The 19,546-nt window shown below is 59.9% G+C and carries 21 protein-coding genes; 7 read left to right on the top strand and 14 right to left on the bottom strand.

The features are described 5' to 3' along the window. Positions 1 to 42 precede the first annotated feature (42 nt). The 5 genes from AB4N80_RS10855 to rplM all read right to left on the bottom strand — a co-directional run bounded on the left by AB4N80_RS10855 (position 43) and on the right by rplM (position 3,721). On the bottom strand, positions 43 to 825 hold the full coding sequence (locus tag AB4N80_RS10855) for a cytochrome c1 (protein ID WP_122567017.1): 783 nt from the start codon (positions 823 to 825) through the stop codon (positions 43 to 45). Beyond that, complete coding sequence (locus AB4N80_RS10850) at positions 825 to 2,036, bottom strand: cytochrome b (protein WP_030138561.1); 1,212 nt, start codon at positions 2,034 to 2,036, stop codon at positions 825 to 827. Before AB4N80_RS10850 ends, AB4N80_RS10855 begins: the two co-directional genes overlap by 1 nt. Continuing rightward, the gene (petA, locus tag AB4N80_RS10845; protein ID WP_008060255.1) at positions 2,036 to 2,629 is read right to left on the bottom strand and encodes a ubiquinol-cytochrome c reductase iron-sulfur subunit; all 594 of its coding nucleotides are present in this window, start codon (positions 2,627 to 2,629) and stop codon (positions 2,036 to 2,038) included. The genes AB4N80_RS10850 and petA overlap by 1 nt, the downstream gene beginning before the upstream one ends. A gap of 256 nt (positions 2,630 to 2,885) precedes the next feature. After that, positions 2,886 to 3,278, bottom strand: a complete 393-nt coding sequence (gene rpsI, locus AB4N80_RS10840; protein WP_003205364.1) for a 30S ribosomal protein S9 — start codon at positions 3,276 to 3,278, stop codon at positions 2,886 to 2,888. A 14-nt stretch (positions 3,279 to 3,292) separates the two neighbouring features. Next, positions 3,293 to 3,721, bottom strand: coding sequence for a 50S ribosomal protein L13 (gene rplM / locus AB4N80_RS10835; protein WP_003205365.1), 429 nt, complete (start codon positions 3,719 to 3,721; stop codon positions 3,293 to 3,295). Between the two features lie 245 nt (positions 3,722 to 3,966). Between rplM and AB4N80_RS10830 the strand changes: the two genes are divergently transcribed. Next, positions 3,967 to 5,007, top strand: a complete 1,041-nt coding sequence (locus AB4N80_RS10830; RefSeq protein WP_305468371.1) for an NADP(H)-dependent aldo-keto reductase — start codon at positions 3,967 to 3,969, stop codon at positions 5,005 to 5,007. Between the two features lie 127 nt (positions 5,008 to 5,134). Here the strand turns inward: AB4N80_RS10830 and AB4N80_RS10825 are convergent, their stop codons facing one another. After that, complete coding sequence (locus tag AB4N80_RS10825) at positions 5,135 to 6,271, bottom strand: acyl-CoA dehydrogenase family protein (RefSeq protein ID WP_060740744.1); 1,137 nt, start codon at positions 6,269 to 6,271, stop codon at positions 5,135 to 5,137. 244 nt (positions 6,272 to 6,515) lie between these two features. Between AB4N80_RS10825 and AB4N80_RS10820 the strand changes: the two genes are divergently transcribed. Next, the gene (locus AB4N80_RS10820) at positions 6,516 to 7,412 is read left to right on the top strand and encodes a GlxA family transcriptional regulator (RefSeq protein WP_205929626.1); all 897 of its coding nucleotides are present in this window, start codon (positions 6,516 to 6,518) and stop codon (positions 7,410 to 7,412) included. Between the two features lie 193 nt (positions 7,413 to 7,605). Here the strand turns inward: AB4N80_RS10820 and zapE are convergent, their stop codons facing one another. From zapE to AB4N80_RS10805, 3 genes are all read right to left on the bottom strand, one after another. Continuing rightward, positions 7,606 to 8,700, bottom strand: coding sequence for a cell division protein ZapE (zapE, locus tag AB4N80_RS10815; protein WP_122567022.1), 1,095 nt, complete (start codon positions 8,698 to 8,700; stop codon positions 7,606 to 7,608). 102 nt (positions 8,701 to 8,802) lie between these two features. Next, the gene (locus AB4N80_RS10810; RefSeq protein ID WP_122567023.1) at positions 8,803 to 10,158 is read right to left on the bottom strand and encodes a tryptophan--tRNA ligase; all 1,356 of its coding nucleotides are present in this window, start codon (positions 10,156 to 10,158) and stop codon (positions 8,803 to 8,805) included. A 24-nt stretch (positions 10,159 to 10,182) separates the two neighbouring features. After that, complete coding sequence (locus AB4N80_RS10805; RefSeq protein ID WP_122567024.1) at positions 10,183 to 10,812, bottom strand: alpha/beta hydrolase; 630 nt, start codon at positions 10,810 to 10,812, stop codon at positions 10,183 to 10,185. 147 nt (positions 10,813 to 10,959) lie between these two features. Between AB4N80_RS10805 and AB4N80_RS10800 the strand changes: the two genes are divergently transcribed. Then, positions 10,960 to 11,397, top strand: coding sequence for a Z-ring associated ZapG family protein (locus AB4N80_RS10800; protein ID WP_003205372.1), 438 nt, complete (start codon positions 10,960 to 10,962; stop codon positions 11,395 to 11,397). Between the two features lie 349 nt (positions 11,398 to 11,746). Here the strand turns inward: AB4N80_RS10800 and AB4N80_RS10795 are convergent, their stop codons facing one another. Both AB4N80_RS10795 and AB4N80_RS10790 read right to left on the bottom strand, forming a co-directional pair. Beyond that, complete coding sequence (locus AB4N80_RS10795; RefSeq protein ID WP_122567025.1) at positions 11,747 to 12,484, bottom strand: OmpA family protein; 738 nt, start codon at positions 12,482 to 12,484, stop codon at positions 11,747 to 11,749. A 150-nt stretch (positions 12,485 to 12,634) separates the two neighbouring features. Further along, entirely contained in the window at positions 12,635 to 13,810 is a 1,176-nt protein-coding gene (locus AB4N80_RS10790; protein ID WP_305468374.1) for an aspartate aminotransferase family protein, read from the bottom strand. A 98-nt stretch (positions 13,811 to 13,908) separates the two neighbouring features. On the opposite strand from AB4N80_RS10790, the gene AB4N80_RS10785 reads away from it, so the two are divergent. The 4 genes from AB4N80_RS10785 (at position 13,909) to AB4N80_RS10770 (ending at position 17,761) form a co-directional block, all read left to right on the top strand. Further along, on the top strand, positions 13,909 to 14,826 hold the full coding sequence (locus AB4N80_RS10785) for a LysR family transcriptional regulator (protein WP_122567027.1): 918 nt from the start codon (positions 13,909 to 13,911) through the stop codon (positions 14,824 to 14,826). Positions 14,827 to 15,068: 242 nt separating this feature from the next. Further along, complete coding sequence (locus tag AB4N80_RS10780) at positions 15,069 to 16,082, top strand: sensor domain-containing diguanylate cyclase (protein WP_460081929.1); 1,014 nt, start codon at positions 15,069 to 15,071, stop codon at positions 16,080 to 16,082. A 127-nt stretch (positions 16,083 to 16,209) separates the two neighbouring features. Continuing rightward, positions 16,210 to 16,917: a DUF72 domain-containing protein gene (locus tag AB4N80_RS10775; RefSeq protein ID WP_460083051.1), complete on the top strand. Its 708-nt coding sequence runs from the start codon at positions 16,210 to 16,212 to the stop codon at positions 16,915 to 16,917. 139 nt (positions 16,918 to 17,056) lie between these two features. Further along, positions 17,057 to 17,761, top strand: coding sequence for a hypothetical protein (locus AB4N80_RS10770; protein WP_046063592.1), 705 nt, complete (start codon positions 17,057 to 17,059; stop codon positions 17,759 to 17,761). A 99-nt stretch (positions 17,762 to 17,860) separates the two neighbouring features. On the opposite strand, the gene AB4N80_RS10765 is transcribed toward AB4N80_RS10770, so the two are convergent. The 3 genes from AB4N80_RS10765 to cyoE form a co-directional block, all read right to left on the bottom strand. Beyond that, on the bottom strand, positions 17,861 to 18,175 hold the full coding sequence (locus tag AB4N80_RS10765; protein ID WP_122567030.1) for a helix-turn-helix domain-containing protein: 315 nt from the start codon (positions 18,173 to 18,175) through the stop codon (positions 17,861 to 17,863). Further along, entirely contained in the window at positions 18,172 to 18,516 is a 345-nt protein-coding gene (locus AB4N80_RS10760) for a toxin (protein WP_122567031.1), read from the bottom strand. The genes AB4N80_RS10765 and AB4N80_RS10760 overlap by 4 nt, the downstream gene beginning before the upstream one ends. Positions 18,517 to 18,654: 138 nt before the next feature. After that, entirely contained in the window at positions 18,655 to 19,542 is an 888-nt protein-coding gene (gene cyoE / locus AB4N80_RS10755) for a heme o synthase (protein ID WP_122567032.1), read from the bottom strand. Between the last annotated feature and the right edge of the window lie 4 nt (positions 19,543 to 19,546).

Below are 19,546 nucleotides of genomic sequence, written 5' to 3'. Positions count from 1 at the left end.
CCCTTGGGCGCGCACGATTAACAGCAATGGCTTACAGCTTTATCAATGCACGTCTTTCCAGTATTCACGCTTGAGCAGGTAAGCGAATACGAAGAAGAACGCCAGGTACAGCAATACATAGGTACCGATGCGCTGATGCTCCAGCTTCACCGGGTTGGCCGAATAGGCCAGGAAGGTCACCAGGTTCTTGACCTTCTCATCGAACTGCTCCGGGGTCAGGCTGCCGGTGTTCGGCAATACGGTCAGCTGGTCGCAGGCTTCATGGGTCAAAGCGGAGCCTGTCAGCGGGTCGAATTGCTTTTTGCCGTCTTCAACGATCTGAACCTGTTTGCAGCCTACCACCTGACGCCCCTGGAGGCCGACCAGAACGTTAGGCATGCCGACGTTCGGGAAGACCTTGTTGTTCACACCCCAAGGACGTGCAGGGTCTTCGTAGAACGAACGCAGGTAACCGTAAAGCCAGTCGGTGCCACGCACACGGGCCACCAGGGTCAGGTCCGGCGGCGCGGCGCCGAACCAGGTCTTGGCGTCCGCAGGCTGCATGCCGATGGTCATGTGATCGCCCAGTTTGGCACCGGTGAACACCAGCTTCTCGAGCATCAGCTCGTGGGGGATGCCCAGGTCATCGGCAACGCGCTCGTAGCGCTGGAACTTGGCACTGTGGCAACCCATGCAGTAGTTGGCGAACGTACGTGCGCCGTCCTGCATGGCCGCTTTGTCGGAAACGTCGATGTCGACCTTTTCCAGTTCCGGCCCACTCGACGTGGACGCAAAGGACAGTACGGGCAAAGCAGCAAGAATCAGTACAGAAAATAGCTTTTTCATCAGCCAGTCACCCTTTCCGGAACCGGTTTGGTCTTCTCGAGCCTGGTGTAGAACGGCATCAGAATGAAGTAGGCGAAGTACAGGAAGGTGCAAACCTGCGACAGCAGCGTACGCCCCGGTGTCGGTGCCAGTACGCCCAGCACGCCCAGGATCACGAACGAGATGCAGAACACCACGAGCCAGATCTTGCTCAGCCAGCCTTTGTAGCGCATCGACTTGACGGGGCTGCGGTCCAGCCACGGCAGGACGAACAGCACGGCGATGGCCGCGCCCATGGCAATAACGCCCAATAGCTTGTCCGGAATCGCTCGCAGAATCGCGTAGAACGGCGTGAAGTACCAGACCGGGGCAATGTGCTCAGGGGTCTTGAACGCGTTCGCCTGTTCGAAGTTCGGCTTCTCGAGGAAATAACCGCCCATTTCCGGGAAGAAGAACACGATGGAGCAGAAGATGAACAGGAAGACCACCACGCCGACGATGTCTTTCACGGTGTAGTACGGGTGGAAGGCGATGCCATCCAGCGGTACGCCGTTCTCGTCCTTGTGTTTCTTGATGTCCACGCCATCCGGGTTGTTCGAGCCGACTTCGTGCAGCGCGAGGATGTGCAGCACCACCAGACCAAGGATCACGATCGGCAGGGCGACCACGTGCAGGGCGAAGAAGCGGTTCAGGGTGATGCCCGAGATCAGGTAGTCACCACGGATCCACTGGGTCAGGTCGTCACCGATGACCGGGATCGCACCGAACAGCGAGATGATCACCTGGGCGCCCCAGTAGGACATCTGGCCCCACGGCAGCAAGTAACCCATGAAGGCCTCTGCCATCAGCGCCAGGTAGATCAGCATGCCGAAGACCCACACCAGCTCACGCGGCTTCTGGTACGAACCGTAGAGCAAGCCACGGAACATGTGCAGGTAGACCACGATGAAGAACGCCGAAGCGCCGGTGGAGTGCAGCAGACGCAGGATCGAGCCGTACTCGACGTCGCGCATGATGTATTCGACGGAGGCAAACGCTTCTTCCGCCGACGGGGTGTAGCTCATGGTCAGCCAGACACCGGTGACGATCTGGTTGACCAGAACGAGCAGTGCCAGGGAACCAAAAAAGTAGAAGAAGTTGAAGTTTTTCGGAGCGTAGTACTTGCTGAGATGGTCTTCCCACATTTTGGTCGCGGGAAAGCGCGCATCAACCCAATCCATTAGTTTGCTCATCACGCTTTCTCCGTATCGACGCCAACGACAATGATGTCATCGGTCTCATAGGAATGCGGGGGAACTGGCAGGTTCAGAGGTGCAGGTTGCGACTTGTAGACGCGACCGGCCAGGTCGTAGTGGGAGCCGTGGCAAGGGCAGAAATAACCACCGACCCAATCCTTGCCCAGATCGGCAGGGGCCACTTCAGGGCGGAACGTTGGCGAGCAACCCAGGTGCGTGCAAATACCGATCAGCAGCAGGACCTCAGGCTTGATCGAACGGGTTTCCGGATCGACATAGGTCGGTTGCGTCGAGTTCTTGGAGGTCGGGTCGGACAACTGACCCTCGATCTTTTTCAGATTCCCCAGGATTTCCTCTGTACGGCGGACGATGAACACCGGCTGGCCGCGCCACTCAGCAATCATCTGCTGGCCTGGCTCGATCTTGCTGACATTCACTTTCACCGGTGCACCTGCGGCTTTCGCCTTGGCGCTGGGAAACCATGACCCCACGAACGGGACCGCAGCCCCCACCGCTCCTGCAGCACCCACCACGGATGTGGCTGCTACCAGGAAGCGACGCCGGCCTGCATTCACGCCGTCATTGCTCATTCAGTCCTCTCCCATCAGCTTTGTGGCCTGTTAGATCAGGCGTCTACTAAGTAAAAATCTGAACTTATAAAAATTTTGCCGAATGGTAATGAAAAGCCCCAATTCTGACAAGGTAATTACCAAGCGGCCAAACCGCCAAGCCTTGTAGTATAGGGGCTCTACGAATGTGGCAAGTTGTCACAGAGCAATTATTTTGCCCATAAAAAAACGCCCAGCTCCGTGAGGAACTGGGCGCCTTTTGAAAGCGGAAGCGAAATTAACGCTTCGAGTACTGCGGACGCTTACGCGCTTTACGCAGGCCGACTTTCTTACGTTCAACTTCGCGAGCATCGCGAGTTACGAAGCCGGCTTTGCGCAGAGCACCACGCAGAGTCTCGTCGTAATCCATCAGGGCGCGAGTGATGCCGTGGCGGATTGCGCCAGCTTGACCACTTACACCACCACCGATAACAGTGACGTAGATGTCGAATTTTTCGACGGTCTCGGTCAGTTCCAGCGGCTGACGAACTACCATGCGGGCAGTTTCGCGGCCGAAGAAGTTATCCAGGGAGCGGTTGTTGATGGAGATGTTACCAGTGCCCGGACGCAGGAAAACGCGTGCGGTTGCAGTCTTGCGACGGCCAGTGCCGTAATTTTGAGTCGCCGACATAATGAACTATTCCGTTAAAACTTCAGTTCTTGGGGCTGCTGAGCAGTATGAGGGTGAGCAGCGCCCGCATAAACCTTCAGCTTACGATACATGTCGCGACCCAGTGGGTTTTTAGGCAGCATGCCTTTAACCGCGGTCTCGATCACGCGCTCAGGGGCTTTGGCGATCAGCTTTTCAAAGTTGATCGACTTGATGCCGCCAGGAAAACCGGAGTGGGAGTAGTACATTTTGTCAGTGGTTTTAGCGCCAGTAACACGTACTTGCTCAGCGTTGATCACGACGATGTAGTCACCGGTGTCAACGTGAGGGGTGTACTCAGGCTTGTGCTTGCCACGCAGACGGCTCGCGATTTCGGTGGCCAGACGACCCAGGGTCTGACCAGCAGCGTCGACGACAAACCAGTCGCGCTTTACTGTTTCCGGTTTAGCAGTAAAAGTTTTCATTCTTTATAGCCTCAGGGGCCGCCCTGTAAATTAGACGGCGGATCTTACTGAATAGTGCGTACTTTGACAAGTCAAAGGCAGCCGGATACAGACGCTTTCGGGGGCTCGGGTCGGCGCGTCCGTTCAACGGCAAGATTCTTCGGCGGCGGCGCATCACTTCCACTGCAGAAAGAGGTGCGCAATTATGCAGATTGCGAAAAATATTTCAACCTGCTTTTATGATTGTTTTGCCCAAGGAGTTCCCGATGGACTATCGCCAGCTAGGCCGTACCGACCTGAACGTGAGCGCCCTGTGCCTCGGCACCATGACCTGGGGTGAGCAGAACAGCGAGGCCGAGGCCTTCGCCCAGATCGAACGCGCCAAGGGTGCCGGCATCAATTTCATCGACACCGCCGAGATGTACCCGGTGCCGCCCAAAGCCGAGACCTACGCCACCACCGAGCGCTACATCGGCAATTACTTCAAAAGCCGCGGCGACCGCGCCGACTGGATCCTGGCGAGCAAGATCGCCGGCCCCGGCAACACCATCGACTACATCCGCGACAAGAACCTCAAGCACAACCGCCGCCATATCGTCGAAGCCGTGGACGCCAGCCTCAAGCGCCTGCAGACCGACTGGATCGATCTTTACCAACTGCACTGGCCGGAACGCAGCACCAATTTCTTTGGCCAACTGGGCTACCAGCACAAGGCCGACGAAACGTTCACTCCGCTGGAGGAAACCCTCGAAGCCTTGGACGAACAGGTCCGCGCCGGCAAGATCCGCCATATCGGCCTGTCCAACGAAACGCCGTGGGGCACCATGAAGTTCCTCGCCCTGGCCGAGGCCCGTGGCTGGCCGCGGGCGGTGTCGATCCAGAACCCCTACAACCTGCTCAACCGCAGCTTCGAGATCGGCCTGGCGGAAATCGCCATTCGCGAGCAATGCGGCCTGCTGGCCTATTCACCACTGGCGTTCGGTTTCCTGTCGGGCAAGTACGAAAACGGCGCACGCCCCGCCAAGGGCCGCCTGACCCTGTACAGCCGCTTCATGCGCTACTTCAACCCGCAATCGGAAGCGGCCTGCAGCCGTTATGTCGCCCTGGCCCTTGAACATGGCCTGGACCCGGCGCAGATGGCCCTGGCGTTCGTCACCCAACAGCCGTTCGTGACCAGCAACATCATTGGCGCCACCACGCTGGAGCAACTGGACAGCAATATCGCCAGCTTCGACCTGAAGCTGTCCGATGAAGTGCTGGCGGGGATCGAGGCGATTCACAAGGATCAGCCGAACCCGGCGCCTTGATCCGCAGGCCTCATCGCAAGCAAGCTCGCTCCCACAGGGTTCGATGCTGATTACGAAATAGCGATCAGACATGAATTCCTGTGGGAGCGAGCTTGCTCGCGATAGCGGCCCCAGGCTCACCACCGCATCAAAGCGACCGCGCAATGATCTCCTTCATGATTTCATTGGTCCCGGCATAGATCCGCTGCACCCGCGCATCCGCCCACGCCCGTGCGATCGGGTATTCCCACATGAAGCCGTAGCCGCCATGCAACTGCACGCACTCGTCGAGCACCTTGCATTGCAGGTCGGTGCCCCAGTACTTGGCCATCGCCGCCGTCGGCACGTCCAGCTTGCCTTGCAGGTGCAATTCCAGGCAACGGTCGACGAAGACCCGACCAATCTGGATTTCGGTGGCCATTTCCGCAAGCTTGAAACGGGTGTTCTGGAAGTCGGCGATGGTTTTGCCGAACGCCTTGCGCTCGCGGGTGTAATCCAGGGTCCATTGCAGCGCCGCTTCGGCCGAAGCCAGGCCGCCGATGGCAACCGTCAGGCGCTCCTGGGGGAGCTCTTGCATCAGGTAGGCAAAGCCCATTCCGGCCTGCCCGAGCAGGTTGTCCTTCGGCACGCGGACATCCTGGAAGAACAATTCCGACGTGTCCTGGGCTTTCATGCCGACTTTTTCCAGGCGCTTGCCCTTTTCGAAGCCCGGTGTGCCCGCTTCCACCAGAAACAGGCTGGTGCCCTTGGCGCCAGCCTTGGGATCGGTCTTGGCGACCACGATCACCAGGTCCGCCAGGAAGCCATTGGTGATGAACGTCTTGGAGCCGTTGATGACGTACTCATCGCCGTCGAGCACCGCCGTGGTCTTCACGCCTTGCAGGTCGGAACCGGCGCCCGGCTCGGTCATGGCGATGGCCGTGACCATTTCGCCGGACACCAGTTTGGGCAAGTACTTGTGTTTCAGCGCTTCACTGCCGTAATGCAGGATGTACGGCGCGACGATGTCGGAATGCAGCGAGAAACCGATCCCCGTCAGCCCCAGGCGCCCGATCTCCTCGATCACCACCGTGCTGTAGAGGAAGTCCGCGTCCAGCCCGCCATAGGCTTCTGGAAGGTGCGAGCACAACATGCCCGCCTCCCCTGCCTTATTCCAGAGCTGGCGATCGACATGCCCCTGTTTTTCCCACTGGCTGTGGTACGGCACGGCTTCTTTTTCGAGGAAGGTTCGTACGCTGTCGCGAAATAATTCGTGCTCGGGACTGAACAGTGTTCTTGGGATCATGGCTCACCTTTGGTTATTGTTGGACGTGGTTATCCGACAGAGCCTAAGCCTGCGGTGTGCGACAGGACACTGGACACATCCGACAAAAAATAAGACGATCCAGCCGTCTGTTGACCACTTTCCCCTATAAAAATAAAGATGAACTATGTCTATGCACGTCTCCACGCCCTTGCGGCGCGTCAGCATCCTGGCAATCGACCGGGTCTTCGCCTTCACGCTCATGCAAGCCAAGGATTTTTTCCACCTGGCCAGCCTGCGCTATGGCAAACAACTGGGCCAAGGCCTGACGCCGGCGTTTGAAACCCGCCTGGTCAGCCCCGATGGCAAACCGGTGAACAGCTTCAGCGATGTGATCATGCCGGTGGACGGTGGCCTGGAAAATACCGACGTCATCATCCTGCCAGCCTTCTGGGATGATTTCGCCAGCCTCTGCCAACGTTACCCCCAGATCCTGCCCTGGCTGCGCGAACAACACGCTCGCGGCGCGGTGCTCTGCGGCGAAGCCACCGGGGTGTTCTGGCTGGCCGAGGCCGGGCTGCTCGACGGCAAGGAAGCCACCACCTATTGGCGTTTCTTCAATGCCTTCAAGGAACGCTTCCCCCAGGTGCACCTGAACCAGGACAAGCACCTGACCGACGCCGACAACCTGTTCTGCGCCGGCGGCACGACCTCAGCCTGCGACCTCTACATTTACCTCATTGAACGCTTCTGTGGCGCCAACGTGGCCCAGGCCGTGGCGCGGGACATCCTGTATGAAGTGCAACGCAGCTATTCGCCAGGACGGATCGGCTTCGGCGGGCAGAAATTGCACCAGGACGTGATCATCCTGCAGATCCAGCAATGGCTCGAAGAGCACTTCGCCGATAAATTCCGCTTCGAGGACGTTGCCCGGGAACACGGCATGAGCATCCGCAATTTCATGCGCCGCTTCCAGACCGCTACCGGCGACAAACCGCTGCATTACCTGCAACGGCTGCGGATCGAAACCGCCAAGGGCCTTCTTTCCGGCAGCCGCAAGAGCATCAAGACCATCAGCTACGAAGTTGGCTATGACGACGCGAGCTTTTTCGCACGGCTGTTCCGGCAACATACCGACCTGTCGCCGAACCAGTATCGGCAGCAGTTTCAGCAGGCGGCGTGAATCAAGGGTTGAATACAGTCCAATGTGGGAGCGAGCTTGCTCGCGAAAGCGGTGGATCAGCTTGCATCTATGCTGAACATGCCGCCCCCTTCGCGAGCAAGCTCGCTCCCACAGGGTTATGCAGTGAACTGCTCAATCTCACGCGCACAAAAAAGGCCTGCAATCGCAGGCCTTTTTTTGTGCTCCGAGTCATCTATGGCTTATGCGCCCGCGACAGGAACTCGTGGGATTGCATCTCCAGCAAACGACTCAAGGTCCGCTGGAACTCGAAGGTCAAGCGACCGCCGGTGTAGAGGTCCTTAAGTTCGACTTCGGCCGAAATGATCAGCTTCACGTTACGGTCGTAGAACTCGTCGACCATGTTGATGAAGCGCCGGGCGATGTCGTCAGTGGTGACGCTCATCTGCTCGACGCCGCTGAGCAACACGGCGTGGAAGATCTTGCCCAGTTCGATGTAGTCGTTCTGGCTGCGCGGGCCGTCGCACAGTTCGCGGAAGTCGAACCAGGCCACGTCGTCGCAGGTGCGGATGGCGCGGATCTCGCGGTTTTCGATGATCAGCACATCGTTTTCCACCGCCTGGGTGCACTCCGGCGTCAGGGCGCGAAAGCTCTTGCGCAGGCTTTCTTCGGCGGCGGCATCCAAGGGAAAGTGGAACAGCTCCGCTTGTTCGAGGTGACGCAGGCGGTAGTCGACGCCGCTGTCGACATTGACGATTTCGGTGTGTTCCTTGATCAGCGCAATGGCCGGCAGGAACCGCGCCCGCTGCAGGCCGTCCTTGTACAGGCCGTCCGGCACGATGTTCGAGGTGGCGACCAGGGTCACGCCGTTCTTGAACAGCTCTTCCATCAAGGTGCCGAGGATCATGGCGTCAGTGATGTCGGAAACGAAAAACTCATCGAAGCAGATCACCCGGGTCTCGTCGGAAAAACGCTTGGCGATGATGGTCAGCGGGTTCTTCTCGCCACCCAAGGTCTTCATTTCCTCGTGCACGCGCTTCATGAAGCGGTGGAAGTGCGTCCGTGTCTTTTCCTTGAACGGCAACGCTTCGAAGAAGGTGTCCACCAGGTAGGTCTTGCCACGGCCGACGCCGCCCCAGAAGTACAGGCCCTTGACCGGTACCTGGTCTTTTTTGCCGAACAGTTTGCCCAACAGGCCCGGCTTGTTGTTCGAGGCCGCGACCAGGTCGTCGTACAGGCGCTGCAAATGCCGCACCGCCGTTTCCTGGGCTGCGTCGTGGAAGAACTCCGGGCGTTTCAGATCAGCTTGATATCGTTCTAGGGGCGTCATATTCGTTAGCAAGGCAACAAAAACGGGCCGTCACTGTAGCGATGGCCCAGAGGAATGGCAATCGGCCCTTATTCGGGCCGATGGTCGGGTGACGCGCTGGAGTCAGTCCTGGGCAGGCGTCAGGGCGACGCGTAGCGCATCGATGGCCGCATCCCGGGCGGCGCTGTCGGCGAAGGCCGGGCTGTTCGCCACGCACTCGCCTTCGAGCCAGACGCTGAAGCTCAGGTCGTCGCTGCGCACGTCCAAGGGCTGGCCGGACTGCAATTGCTTGGTCACCTGCCCGGCGGTCTTGCCGTCGGCAAAATTGTTCGACAGCAACAGTTGCTCGCCATCGGCAGAAAGCAGGCGGAAACGGAAGCTGCCGTCCTCCTCGCGAAAGCTGACGAAACGTGCCGCCTTGGCCGCTTTCTTTTTGGTCTGGGTGGCCACCTGGACCTGGCTGACAAACGAACGCAGGCCAACAGCCTCGCGCAATTCGTTGAGGAACGGCGTTGCCACGGCCCGGGCCTTGCTCGCGCCCAGTTGCAGGATGTCTTCAAGGTCCGATGGACGCTCGATGAATTGGTGATAACGCTCGCGCGCTTCACCCAGCTCGCTGTCGAGCAACTGGAACAGACGGTTCTTGGCTTCGCCCCAACCCAGGCCTTGCAGCAGCTCGCTGCGGAACTCGGCGGACTGTTCGGCAGTGGCGAAGGCCTGGAACAGGGTGAACAGGTGCGAATTGTCCGGATCCTTGGCTTCGCCCGGGGCGCGGGAGTCGGTGACGATCCGCGAGATCGCGTCTTTCATGTCCTTGGCGCTGGTGAACAACGGGATGGTGTTGTCGTAGCTCTTGGACATCTTGCGGCCATCGAGGCCTGGCAGCGTGGCCACGCTTTCTTCGATCAGCGCCTCGGGCATGGTGAAGAACTCTTTGCCCTGGCCAAACAGATGATTGAAACGCTGGCCGATGTCGCGGGCCATCTCCACGTGCTGGATCTGGTCGCGGCCGACCGGCACCTTGTGGGCGTTGAACATCAGGATGTCGGCGGCCATGAGGATCGGGTAGCTGTAGAGGCCCATGGTGACGCCGGCGTCCGGGTCTTCACCGACTTCGACGTTCTTGTCCACCGAGGCCTTGTAGGCGTGGGCGCGGTTGAGCAGGCCCTTGGCGGCGACGCAGGTCAGCAGCCAGGTCAGTTCCGGGATCTCGGGAATATCGGACTGGCGATAGAACGTCACACGCTCCACGTCCAGGCCGCCGGCCAGCCAAGTGGCGGCAATCTCCAGACGCGACCGCTGGATACGCAGCGGGTCATCGCACTTGATCAGGGCGTGATAGTCGGCCAGGAAGTAGAACGAATCGGCGTTGCTGTCGCGGCTGGCGAGGATCGCCGGACGGATGGCGCCGGCATAGTTGCCCAGGTGCGGGGTGCCGGTGGTGGTGATGCCGGTCAGGATACGGGTACGCGTCGTCATGGGTTATCGCTTGTCAGACTGCTGTCAATTCGAGAGGCGCGGCAGGATCAGATCCTTGAGATCGGTCAGCTTGCCATGAAAAAAGTGTCCGCATTCTGCCACTTTCAGCAGCTCATGGGGGCGCTGAAGCGTATCGGACCATGCGTAAACCAGCTGCGGATCGACCACTTCGTCGGTTTCCGGCTGGATCACGGTCAACTCGCCACCGGTCGGCAAGGGCGATTGCTCGTCCAGGCGCATCACCGCCGGGGCCACCATGAACAGGTGCTTGACCGGTTGCCCCTGGGCTTCCAGGCGCCCGCCCAGGCTGGCGGCGACAAAGCCGCCGAAGGAAAAACCGAACAGGGTCAGGGGCAGTTGCGGGTATTTTTCACGCAGCCATTGGGCGACCGCCTGGGCATCGTCCACCTCGCCGGTGCCCATGTCATGACTGCCTGCACTGGCGCCCACGCCACGATAATTGAAACGCAACGTAACCAGGCCAGCATCACGGGCAGTGCGTTGCAGGGTCGAGACTACTTTGTTGAGCATGGTCCCGCCTTGCACCGGGTTCGGGTGGCAGATCAGCGCCAGGCCACGGGGGGCCTCACTGTCCAGGTACAAGGCTTCCAGTTGGCCCACGGGGCCATCGATGACGACAGGGGTTTCGCGCATAAGCAAGGGAAAGAACTCCGTGACCCCGAATTGGGTCGACTCGTCTAGCTAAAGTCTGTGCCTGGCATGATTGCGATGTTCTTCGCGGTATACAGCGCAGGTCCGAGCCGTTAACGTAAAGCAAAGCCGTTTATAGAGGAAGGACTCGTGGAACACTCGCTCTTAGTTTGGTTGTTGCCGACTCTTGCCCTGGTTGCCGGTGTCGCCATTGGATTCCTGCTTGCCCGACTGCTGCCCAACGCGGTGCCCAACAGCACGCAACGTCAGCTGGACGACATTCAGGAACGTTTCGACAGTTATCAGAATGAAGTGGTCACTCACTTCAACAGCACCGCTTCTCTGGTGAAAAAACTCACCCAGAGCTACCAGGATGTCCAGGATCATTTGTCCGAGGGTGCCAATCGCCTGGCCCTGGACGAGCAGACTCGCCAGCGCCTGCTGGCCGCCCTGCAAGCCGATGCGGCACAGACTCCACGGGAACGCCTGACCCCACCCAAAGGGATTCAGGAACCGCCGCGGGACTACGCCCCCAAGGCCCCGAATTCACCCGGCATGCTCGATGAGCATTACGGTTTGAAGAAGTAATACCGAGCGACACCCAAAAGCCCGCCCGATTACCTGATCGGGCGGGCTTTTTATTGACTTAAGAAAACCCCTCTGTGGGAGCGAGCTTGCTCGCGATGACGGTGGCATATCCAACATCATCGGTTCAGGCAGATCGCTATCGCGAGCAAGCTCGCTCCCACAGGTGTGATCGGGGCATGCGCAAATGCTGCGTCCACCACAAACTCCCTGTGGGAGCGAGCTTGCTCGCGATGACGGATGGCGATTGCCCAGGCGCTGGCGATGCGGCTCATCACAAAGGTCTAAACACTAGCGGCAAAAAAAGGGCCCCCTGTTTCCAGAGGGCCCCTTTCATTTACCACCCAGCGGTTTACGGGTATTGCTGATAAGTCTGGCCCTGCTGCTGCGGTGCCTGCTGGTAATTCTGGCCCGGAATGGCCTTGAGGTTGACCTCGACCCGACGGTTCTGCGCACGACCATTGACGTCGGCGTTGCTCGCCACCGGGTTGTCCGGGCCGGCGCCACGGGCCGACAGGTTGGCACCGCTCACGCCCTGGGACGTCAGGTAGGTCGCCACGCTCTGGGCACGGCGCTGGGACAGGTCCATGTTGTGCTGGCGGCTGCCGGTGCTGTCGGTGTAACCGACGATCTCGATCTGGTTCTGGTTGAACTCCTTGAGGGAGTTGGCCAGGTTGTTCAGCGGCTGGTAGAAGCTGGGCGCGATGTTCGCCGAGTCAGTGGCGAAGGTGATGTTGCCCGGCATGATCAGCTTGATCTGGTCACCCTGGCGCTGCACTTCAACACCGGTATTGGCCATGCTGGCGCGCAGTTTCTTTTCCTGCTGGTCGGCGTAGTAGCCGTAGCCGGCCGCGGAAGCCCCCACCACCGCCGCGCCGATCAACGCGCCCTTGCCACGGTTATCGTGACCGATGGCCGCACCGGCCAAGGCTCCCGCCAGCGCACCAAGGCCTCCGTACTTGGCGGTTTTGCTCATGCCCGACGATTCGGTAGAGGCCTGGCCCTGGTTGTCATAGGGGTTAGGCGACGCACAGCCGGACAACAAGGCCACAGCAGTAGCGACAACGATCAAGCGACGCGAGGTGAACATGGAATGCTCCTGGTTTTCAGTCTGAAGTGCCAGGGCGTAAGCAATCGACTCTGGCAGGCGTTGGAACGCGCCAATCGTTAAAAATTCCGTCCCGCTGCGTTGCGCTTCGCCCGGCTCACCGATAAAAACCGTCCGCCGGGCGAACGCCCCTCAGCCCTGCGCCAGACAGCGGCTCACGCCCCTGACAATCATCTCCACTTCCCGCCCATCGAGCGTCAGCGGCGGCAGCAGGCGGATGGTCTGCCCCCGGGTGACATTGATCAGCAGGCCGTGGTCCTGGGCGGCGCGAAGGGTCAGGTCGCGGACCGGTTGCTTGAGCTCAATGCCGATCATCAAGCCCTGGCCGCGAATCGCCAACACATTCGGGTTGTCCGCCAACTCCGTCCGCAGCCGGCTCAGCAACTGTTCGCCCTGGTGCCTGGCGTTATCCACCAGCGCTTGTTCCTCGATGATGTCCAGCACCGTGCAACCGACCCGACAGGCCAGCGGATTGCCGCCAAACGTACTGCCATGGCTGCCAGGGGTAAACAGCTCGGCAGCCTTGCCCCGTGCCAGGCAGGCACCGATGGGCACACCGTTGCCCAGGCCTTTGGCGAGGGTCATGACGTCCGGCACGATGCCCTCGTGCTGGAACGCGAACCACTGGCCGGTGCGACCGATGCCGGTCTGGATCTCGTCGAGCATCAACAGCCAGGCGCGCCGGCTGCACAGCTGCCGCAAGGCCTTGAGATAACCCGGTGGGGCGAGTTGCACACCGCTTTCGCCCTGGATCGGCTCCACCAGCACCGCGACGATGCGTTCGGCGTGAGCCTGTTGAATCTGCTCCAGCGCCGCGAGATCGCCGAACGGCACCTTGATGAAATCCCCCGGCAAACGGTTGTAGCCCAGCCGCACGGACGGGCCGTCGCTGGCGGACATGGTGCCCAAGGTGCGCCCATGGAACGCATTGTCCATGACCACCACCAACGGCTGCTCGATGCCCTTGTGCCAGCCGTATAGGCGCGCCAGTTTCAGCGCGGTTTCGTTGGCCTCGGCGCCTGAGTTGTTGAAAAACGCCCGCTCCAGCCCCGACAGCCGGGTGAGCTTTTGCGCCAGGCGTTGCTGCCAATCGATGCTGTACAGGTTGGACGTATGCAACAGCAGGCCGGCCTGCTCGCTGATGGCGGCCACCAGCCGCGGGTGGGAATGGCCGACATTGGTCACCGCCACGCCCGCCACCGCATCGAGGTATTCGCGGCCGTCCTGGTCCCACAGGCGCGTCCCCAAGCCATGGGTGAAATTCAGCGCCAGGGGTTGGTAAGTGGTCATCAGGCAGGCAGCAGTCATGGCATCAGGCTCCATTGGTTGGTTTTTTCCAGTATGGTTAGCCACCAAGACTGGATAAACACTGCTTTACTTCAATCATTTAAAAGCCGAGCTTGATAATGGACCTGTTCCAGGCAATGACCGTTTACGTGAAGGTGGTCGAAACCGGAAGCCTGACCGCGGCATCCCAGGCGTGCGAAATGTCCACCACCATGGTGGGCAATCATCTTCGTGCCCTGGAGCAACGCCTCGGCGTGCGCCTGATCAACCGTACGACACGGCGCCAGCGCCTGACGGAATTCGGCTCGACCTACTACCAGCGCTGCCTGGAAGTACTGGGGCTGGTGGCCGACTCCGAGCGCCTGGCCGAACAGACCCAAGGCGAGCCCACCGGCACCCTGCGCATCACCGCACCGCTGACCTTCGGCACCGAACGCCTCGCGCCGGCCCTGGCCGAATTCAGCCAGCGCTTCGCCCAGGTCAAGCTCGACGTGGTGCTGACCAACCAGCGCCTGGACCTGCTCGACCATGGATTCGACGTCGCCATCCGCCTCGGCCATCCCGACCCGAAACTGATTGCCCGCCCATTGCTGGACTACACCCTGACCATCTGCGCTTCCCCCGCTTACCTGGCCCGGCGCGGCACGCCGGAACAACCTGCGGATCTGCAGCAACACGATTGCCTGTCGTTCGCCTATTCGGCAGCAGACGAATGGCGCTTCGCCCAGGATCACTGGCCCATCAACGGGCCGGACGGCGAGATCAAAGTGCCGGTGAACGGACCGATGCTGATCAACAGTTCCTCGGGTCTGCATCGCGCAGCCCTGGCCGGGATGGGCGTGGTGATGCTGCCCGATGCCCTGGTCGCCCAGGACCTGAAGCATGGACACCTGGTGGCGTTGCTGCAGGACTACCAATTGCCCCATCGGCCGATGAGCCTGATGTATGCGCAGGATCGCTACCGTTTGCCGAAACTGCGCAGTTTTGTCGAGTTTGCGCTGGAGAAATGGGGCAAACCCCACCCCCCAGCCGGGTGATGTTGTGGCGAGGGGATTTATCCCCGCTGGGTTGCGCAGCAACCCCAAGGCTGTCGGTTCACATAGCAGGTGAGTCGGGTTTGATGACTTTGGGGGCCGCTATGCGACCCAACGGGGATAAATCCCCTCGCCACAAAAGCAAATCCCGCCTGAACATCCCCCGCTAGTGACGCCCCGCCCCATCAGCTACTCTTTCTCCTTGGACGAGCATTTTGATATCAAGGCTGATTGAGGAAACGACGATGGGAGATGCCTCGAACATCGACATGCTGCGGTTCGACCTGTCCGATCTGGACGAAGGCGTGCTGCACACCATCCTGGAACTGGTCAGCGATGGCATCTGGGATTGGAATGCCAACACCGGCTTCGTCTACCGCAACCCCGGCTGGTACACGATGCTTGGCTACCTGCCCCATTCACTGGACAACACCGTGCTGACTTGGGAAAGCGTGATCCACCCGGAGGATTACCCACGGGTCATGGCGTTGTTCGACGACTACCTGGAACAACGATCCCACCGCTACCAGGCCGAATACCGTTGCCGCGCGCGCGACGGGTCCTACATCTGGATCGAGGACCGCGGCTACGTGATCGCCCGCAACCCGGACGGCACGGTGGCACGCATGATCGGCGCCCATCGCAGTATCGACGACAAGAAGCGCCTGTTCGAACAACTGGAACGGCGCAACAAATCCCTGGAAGCCATCATCGAAGAACGCACCCGCGAACTGTCCCGGGTCAACCATCAGTTGCAGATCCAGCTCGACGAAAACCGCAGGCTTGCCGAAACCGATGCCCTGACGCGAGTCGCCAACCGCTATCGCCTGGACCAGGCGCTGCCGCTGGCCTGTGAGCGCGCACAGCGTTTCCGCGAACCGCTGTCGCTGATCGCCATGGACGTCGACGACTTCAAGGACATCAACGATCGCTACGGCCACGCCTTCGGGGACGCAGCGCTGGTGCAAGTGGTGCAGAGCGTCCAGCACTGCGAGCGCGACGGTGATTTGCTGGTGCGCTGGGGCGGTGACGAATTCATCATGATCTTGCCCAACACCACCCTGGCCGACGCCTGCCTGCTGGCGGAGAACATTCGCCGAGGCCTGTCCGACCTGCTGCCGGTGGGCGACTTTCAGATCACCATGAGTTTTGGCGTGGTGCAGCGGTACGACGATGAACAGCACGCGACGTTGTTGCACCGTGCGGACCAGGCGCTGTATCGCTCCAAGATGGCGGGCAGGAATGTGATTTGTGAATGAACGGTGCCCCGCCAACGACAAAAAACAATGCAGACATGAGGCGCTGGCTGAGGTCATAGGCTGTATCCGCCGCCATCAGGCCTTCGCCCTTGCCGACTCGACCTCTCCCCCCTCATCACGTCTTTACCTGGGCTGCGCCGGCTGGTCGCTGCCCCGGGAGCATTGGCCGGCCTTCGCGGCGGAAGGAACGCATTTGCAGCGCTACAGCAGCCGATTCCCCGCCGTGGAGATCAACAGCTCGTTCTACCGCCCGCACCGCCCCGCCACGTATGCAAAGTGGGCCGACAGTGTTGCCGGGGACTTTCGCTTTTCGGTCAAGGTGCCCAAGCAGATCACCCATGAACGGCGGCTGATCGATTGCAAAGGGCTTGTGGATGAATTCCTCGGGCAATGTTCGCAACTAGGGGGAAAACTTGGCTGCCTGTTGATTCAGTTGCCACCGTCGCTGGCCTTCGAGGCGGCCGTGGCCGGAGCGTTCTTCAAGGCCTTGCGGGACCGTTACCAGGGGTATGCGGTGCTTGAGCCGCGACACCCGAGCTGGCTCGCCCCCCAGGCTGCCGCGATCCTGCAAGACGAATGCATCGGCCGTGTCGCCGCCGACCCGTCGCCATTACCCGGCGGCGATCAACCCGCTGGCTGGCCTGGCATTCGCTACTACCGGCTGCACGGTTCGCCACGGATTTACTACTCGGCCTACGAAGACGCCTGGCTGGAGCGTCTCGCCCAAGCATTGAAAGCCGACTCCGACACACCGACCTGGTGCATTTTCGACAACACCGCCAGCGGCGCCGCGACCGCCGATGCGTTGCGACTGATGGACCTGATGCGAGACTGAAACCCGCCACCGGCAACAAATGGTCAGTTGCTACCGGTCCGACCGTGACAACACCGCTCGGGTCCAATAGATTAGGCGACCGGAAAAAAGCTCAATGCCTTTCTCGCCTCATCCCGCTAACAGAAGTAGTGAAATTTCAATGTCCGATTCCAACACCGCTGAATCCGTAGTCACCCTGTCGTCCAAAGCGGAATACGAAAACTCCATCAATCTTTCACAGCATCTGCCCCAGGCCAAAACTATCAGCGAAATGGTCCTCGATGCGTTCCAGTCGAACCGCGAAAGCGACCAGATCCGCGAACTGCGCAACGCCATCCGCCAGGCCCACGATGCCTTCGACGACGACAAGGCCTACGAACTGATGGGCCAGCTCAAACAACTCAAGGACGCCGAAGCCGCCGACTTCGCGGCCCTGGAAGACCTGAGCAGCCGCTTCCCGATCAGCCGCATCCTCTCCAGCTACAAGGACGACCCGTCGTTCCAGGAACTGGTCTACGGCCTGGCCCTGAAAGTGCTGAACCAGACCCACCAGGCCATCAGCAACCCGAGCGGCAGCAAAGGCAAGGCCTCGCGGGCCAAGAAGGAAGCCGAAGTGTTTGTCATCAGCAAGGACGGCATCAGCGTCACCCTGCCCCTGCGCACACCACGCTCCAAGCCGAACGTCGACCGCGAAGCCTTCGAATTCCTGGGCTTCAACTTCGTCGGCGAAGGCGACGAAGCCGAGCTGGAAAGCGAAACCTTCCTGGACAACGACGGCACCGAACAACCGGCCACCCGCAAGGGCATCGTCACTGCATTGCAGCAGCAGAAAGCCTTCGACGGCTACAGCATCGCCCAGCAATAAGCCGAGGTTGAGCCCGCTCCCACAGAAGTCCAAAGTGATACCCATTAAAAAGCCCCGCGCTTCTCTCGAAGGCGGGGCTTTTTAATGGGGACCAGCTATTCAAACAGCGCCAAGCCGTTCAACCATATCTGGAAACTTCTCGACCAGTTTGATCAACAAAGCCGCCTGAGCATTAGGCTTGGATTTTTCCTGTTCCCAGTTTCTAAGGGTACCTGGGCTGGTCCTGATGCTCTTGGCGAAAACGGCTTGAGACATGTGGAGCTTGTCGCGCAACGCCACGATTTCCTGGGCCGACACCTCGGGAGCCGGTTTGTCTTCGATCGATATCTGGCGAAGGGTAATCTTGCCCTCGCGGTGAGCGGCCATCTCCTCGACACCTTGCATCATCTCGGCAAACAGATCGCGCTTTTTCATAAGGTACCTCGTACTTTCAACTCAGCTTCTATGGCACGCTTGAGCGTCTTCTCTTGCTCGGAGGTCAGGTTTTCCAACTCATCCTTGTCATAAATCGCGAACATCCAGAACTGACGATCGTTCATGAGCCAATAGTAAATGACTCGCAACCCACCTCGCTTCCCTTTGCCACGACGTTCATCGAACCAGCGCAGCTTACGAAAGCCGCCGGTACGTGGCATGACGTCACCGACCTCTGGATGCTGCAGCATATAGGACTGAAGCAGGCGATATTCATCGTCAGTCAGGTAATTGCCAACCGTAGAGGTGAACGTAGTCGTTTCAAAAAATAGGGTACGCATGGCAGAAACTATAGGCAAATTGCGCATAGTTCAACAAACCAGAATCTATTGCGACGAATGACAGCCAATCCATGCCCTCCTCGACAAAAAGCCCCGCGCTTCTCTCGAAGGCGGGGCTTTTTTTGCAGCGTCTGAAGCTTAAGGCGCGTACGTCAGCAACAGCTCACTCGGCACTTTGAAGTCCAGGGACATCATGACGCTCAGGGCGGTGATGGTGAAGATCGAGAACACGAACAGCTTGCGTGCCCAGATCGTGTCATCCACCGCCTTATAGCCGGTCCAGGCCATGTACAGCCAGTACATGCCCATGGCGGCGGCGACGGCGAGGTAGCTCATGCCGGCGTAGCCGCTGAAGGTCAGCATCAAGGTCGCCACCAGGAAGGCCAGGATGTAGAGCAGGATGTGCTTCTTGGCCACGCGGATGCCGCGCTTGACCGGCAGCACCGGAATCGAGGCCGCCAGGTAGTCGTTGAAGCGGAAGATCGCGATGGCGTAGGAATGCGGCATCTGCCACAGGCTGAACATCACCAGCAGCGTCAGCGCCGCGACGTCGAAGCTGTTGCTCACCGCCACGTAGCCAATCACCGGCGGCATCGCCCCCGACAGACTGCCCACCAGCGTGCCGTGGACCGACTTGCGCTTGAGGTACAGGCTGTAGAGACCAACGTAGATAACAAAACCGATCACCGCGAACAACGCCGCCAACGGATTGGCCACCCAGTACAGCAGCGCCACGCCGGCCACGCCCAGCACCGTGGCGAATGCCAGGGCCAGTTGCACCGGAATCAGGCCTTGGACCAGCGCCCGATTCTTGGTGCGTTCCATCTTGATGTCGATGTCGCGGTCGATGCAGTTATTGAACACGCAACCGGACGCCACCACCAGGGAAGTGCCAATCATCGCAGCCAGGAAGATGGCCAGATCGACATGCCCTTTCGAGGCCAGGAAAAACCCGCCTGCCACAGAAAGCACGTTACCGAAAATGATCCCCGGCTTGGTGATTTGGATAAAGTGCTTCAGGGACATCCGG

It is taken from the genome of Pseudomonas sp. H3_A02 (assembly GCF_054671965.1).
The sequence above is the reverse complement of the archived record's forward strand: the minus strand, read 5'-3'. Positions and strand labels throughout refer to the sequence as shown.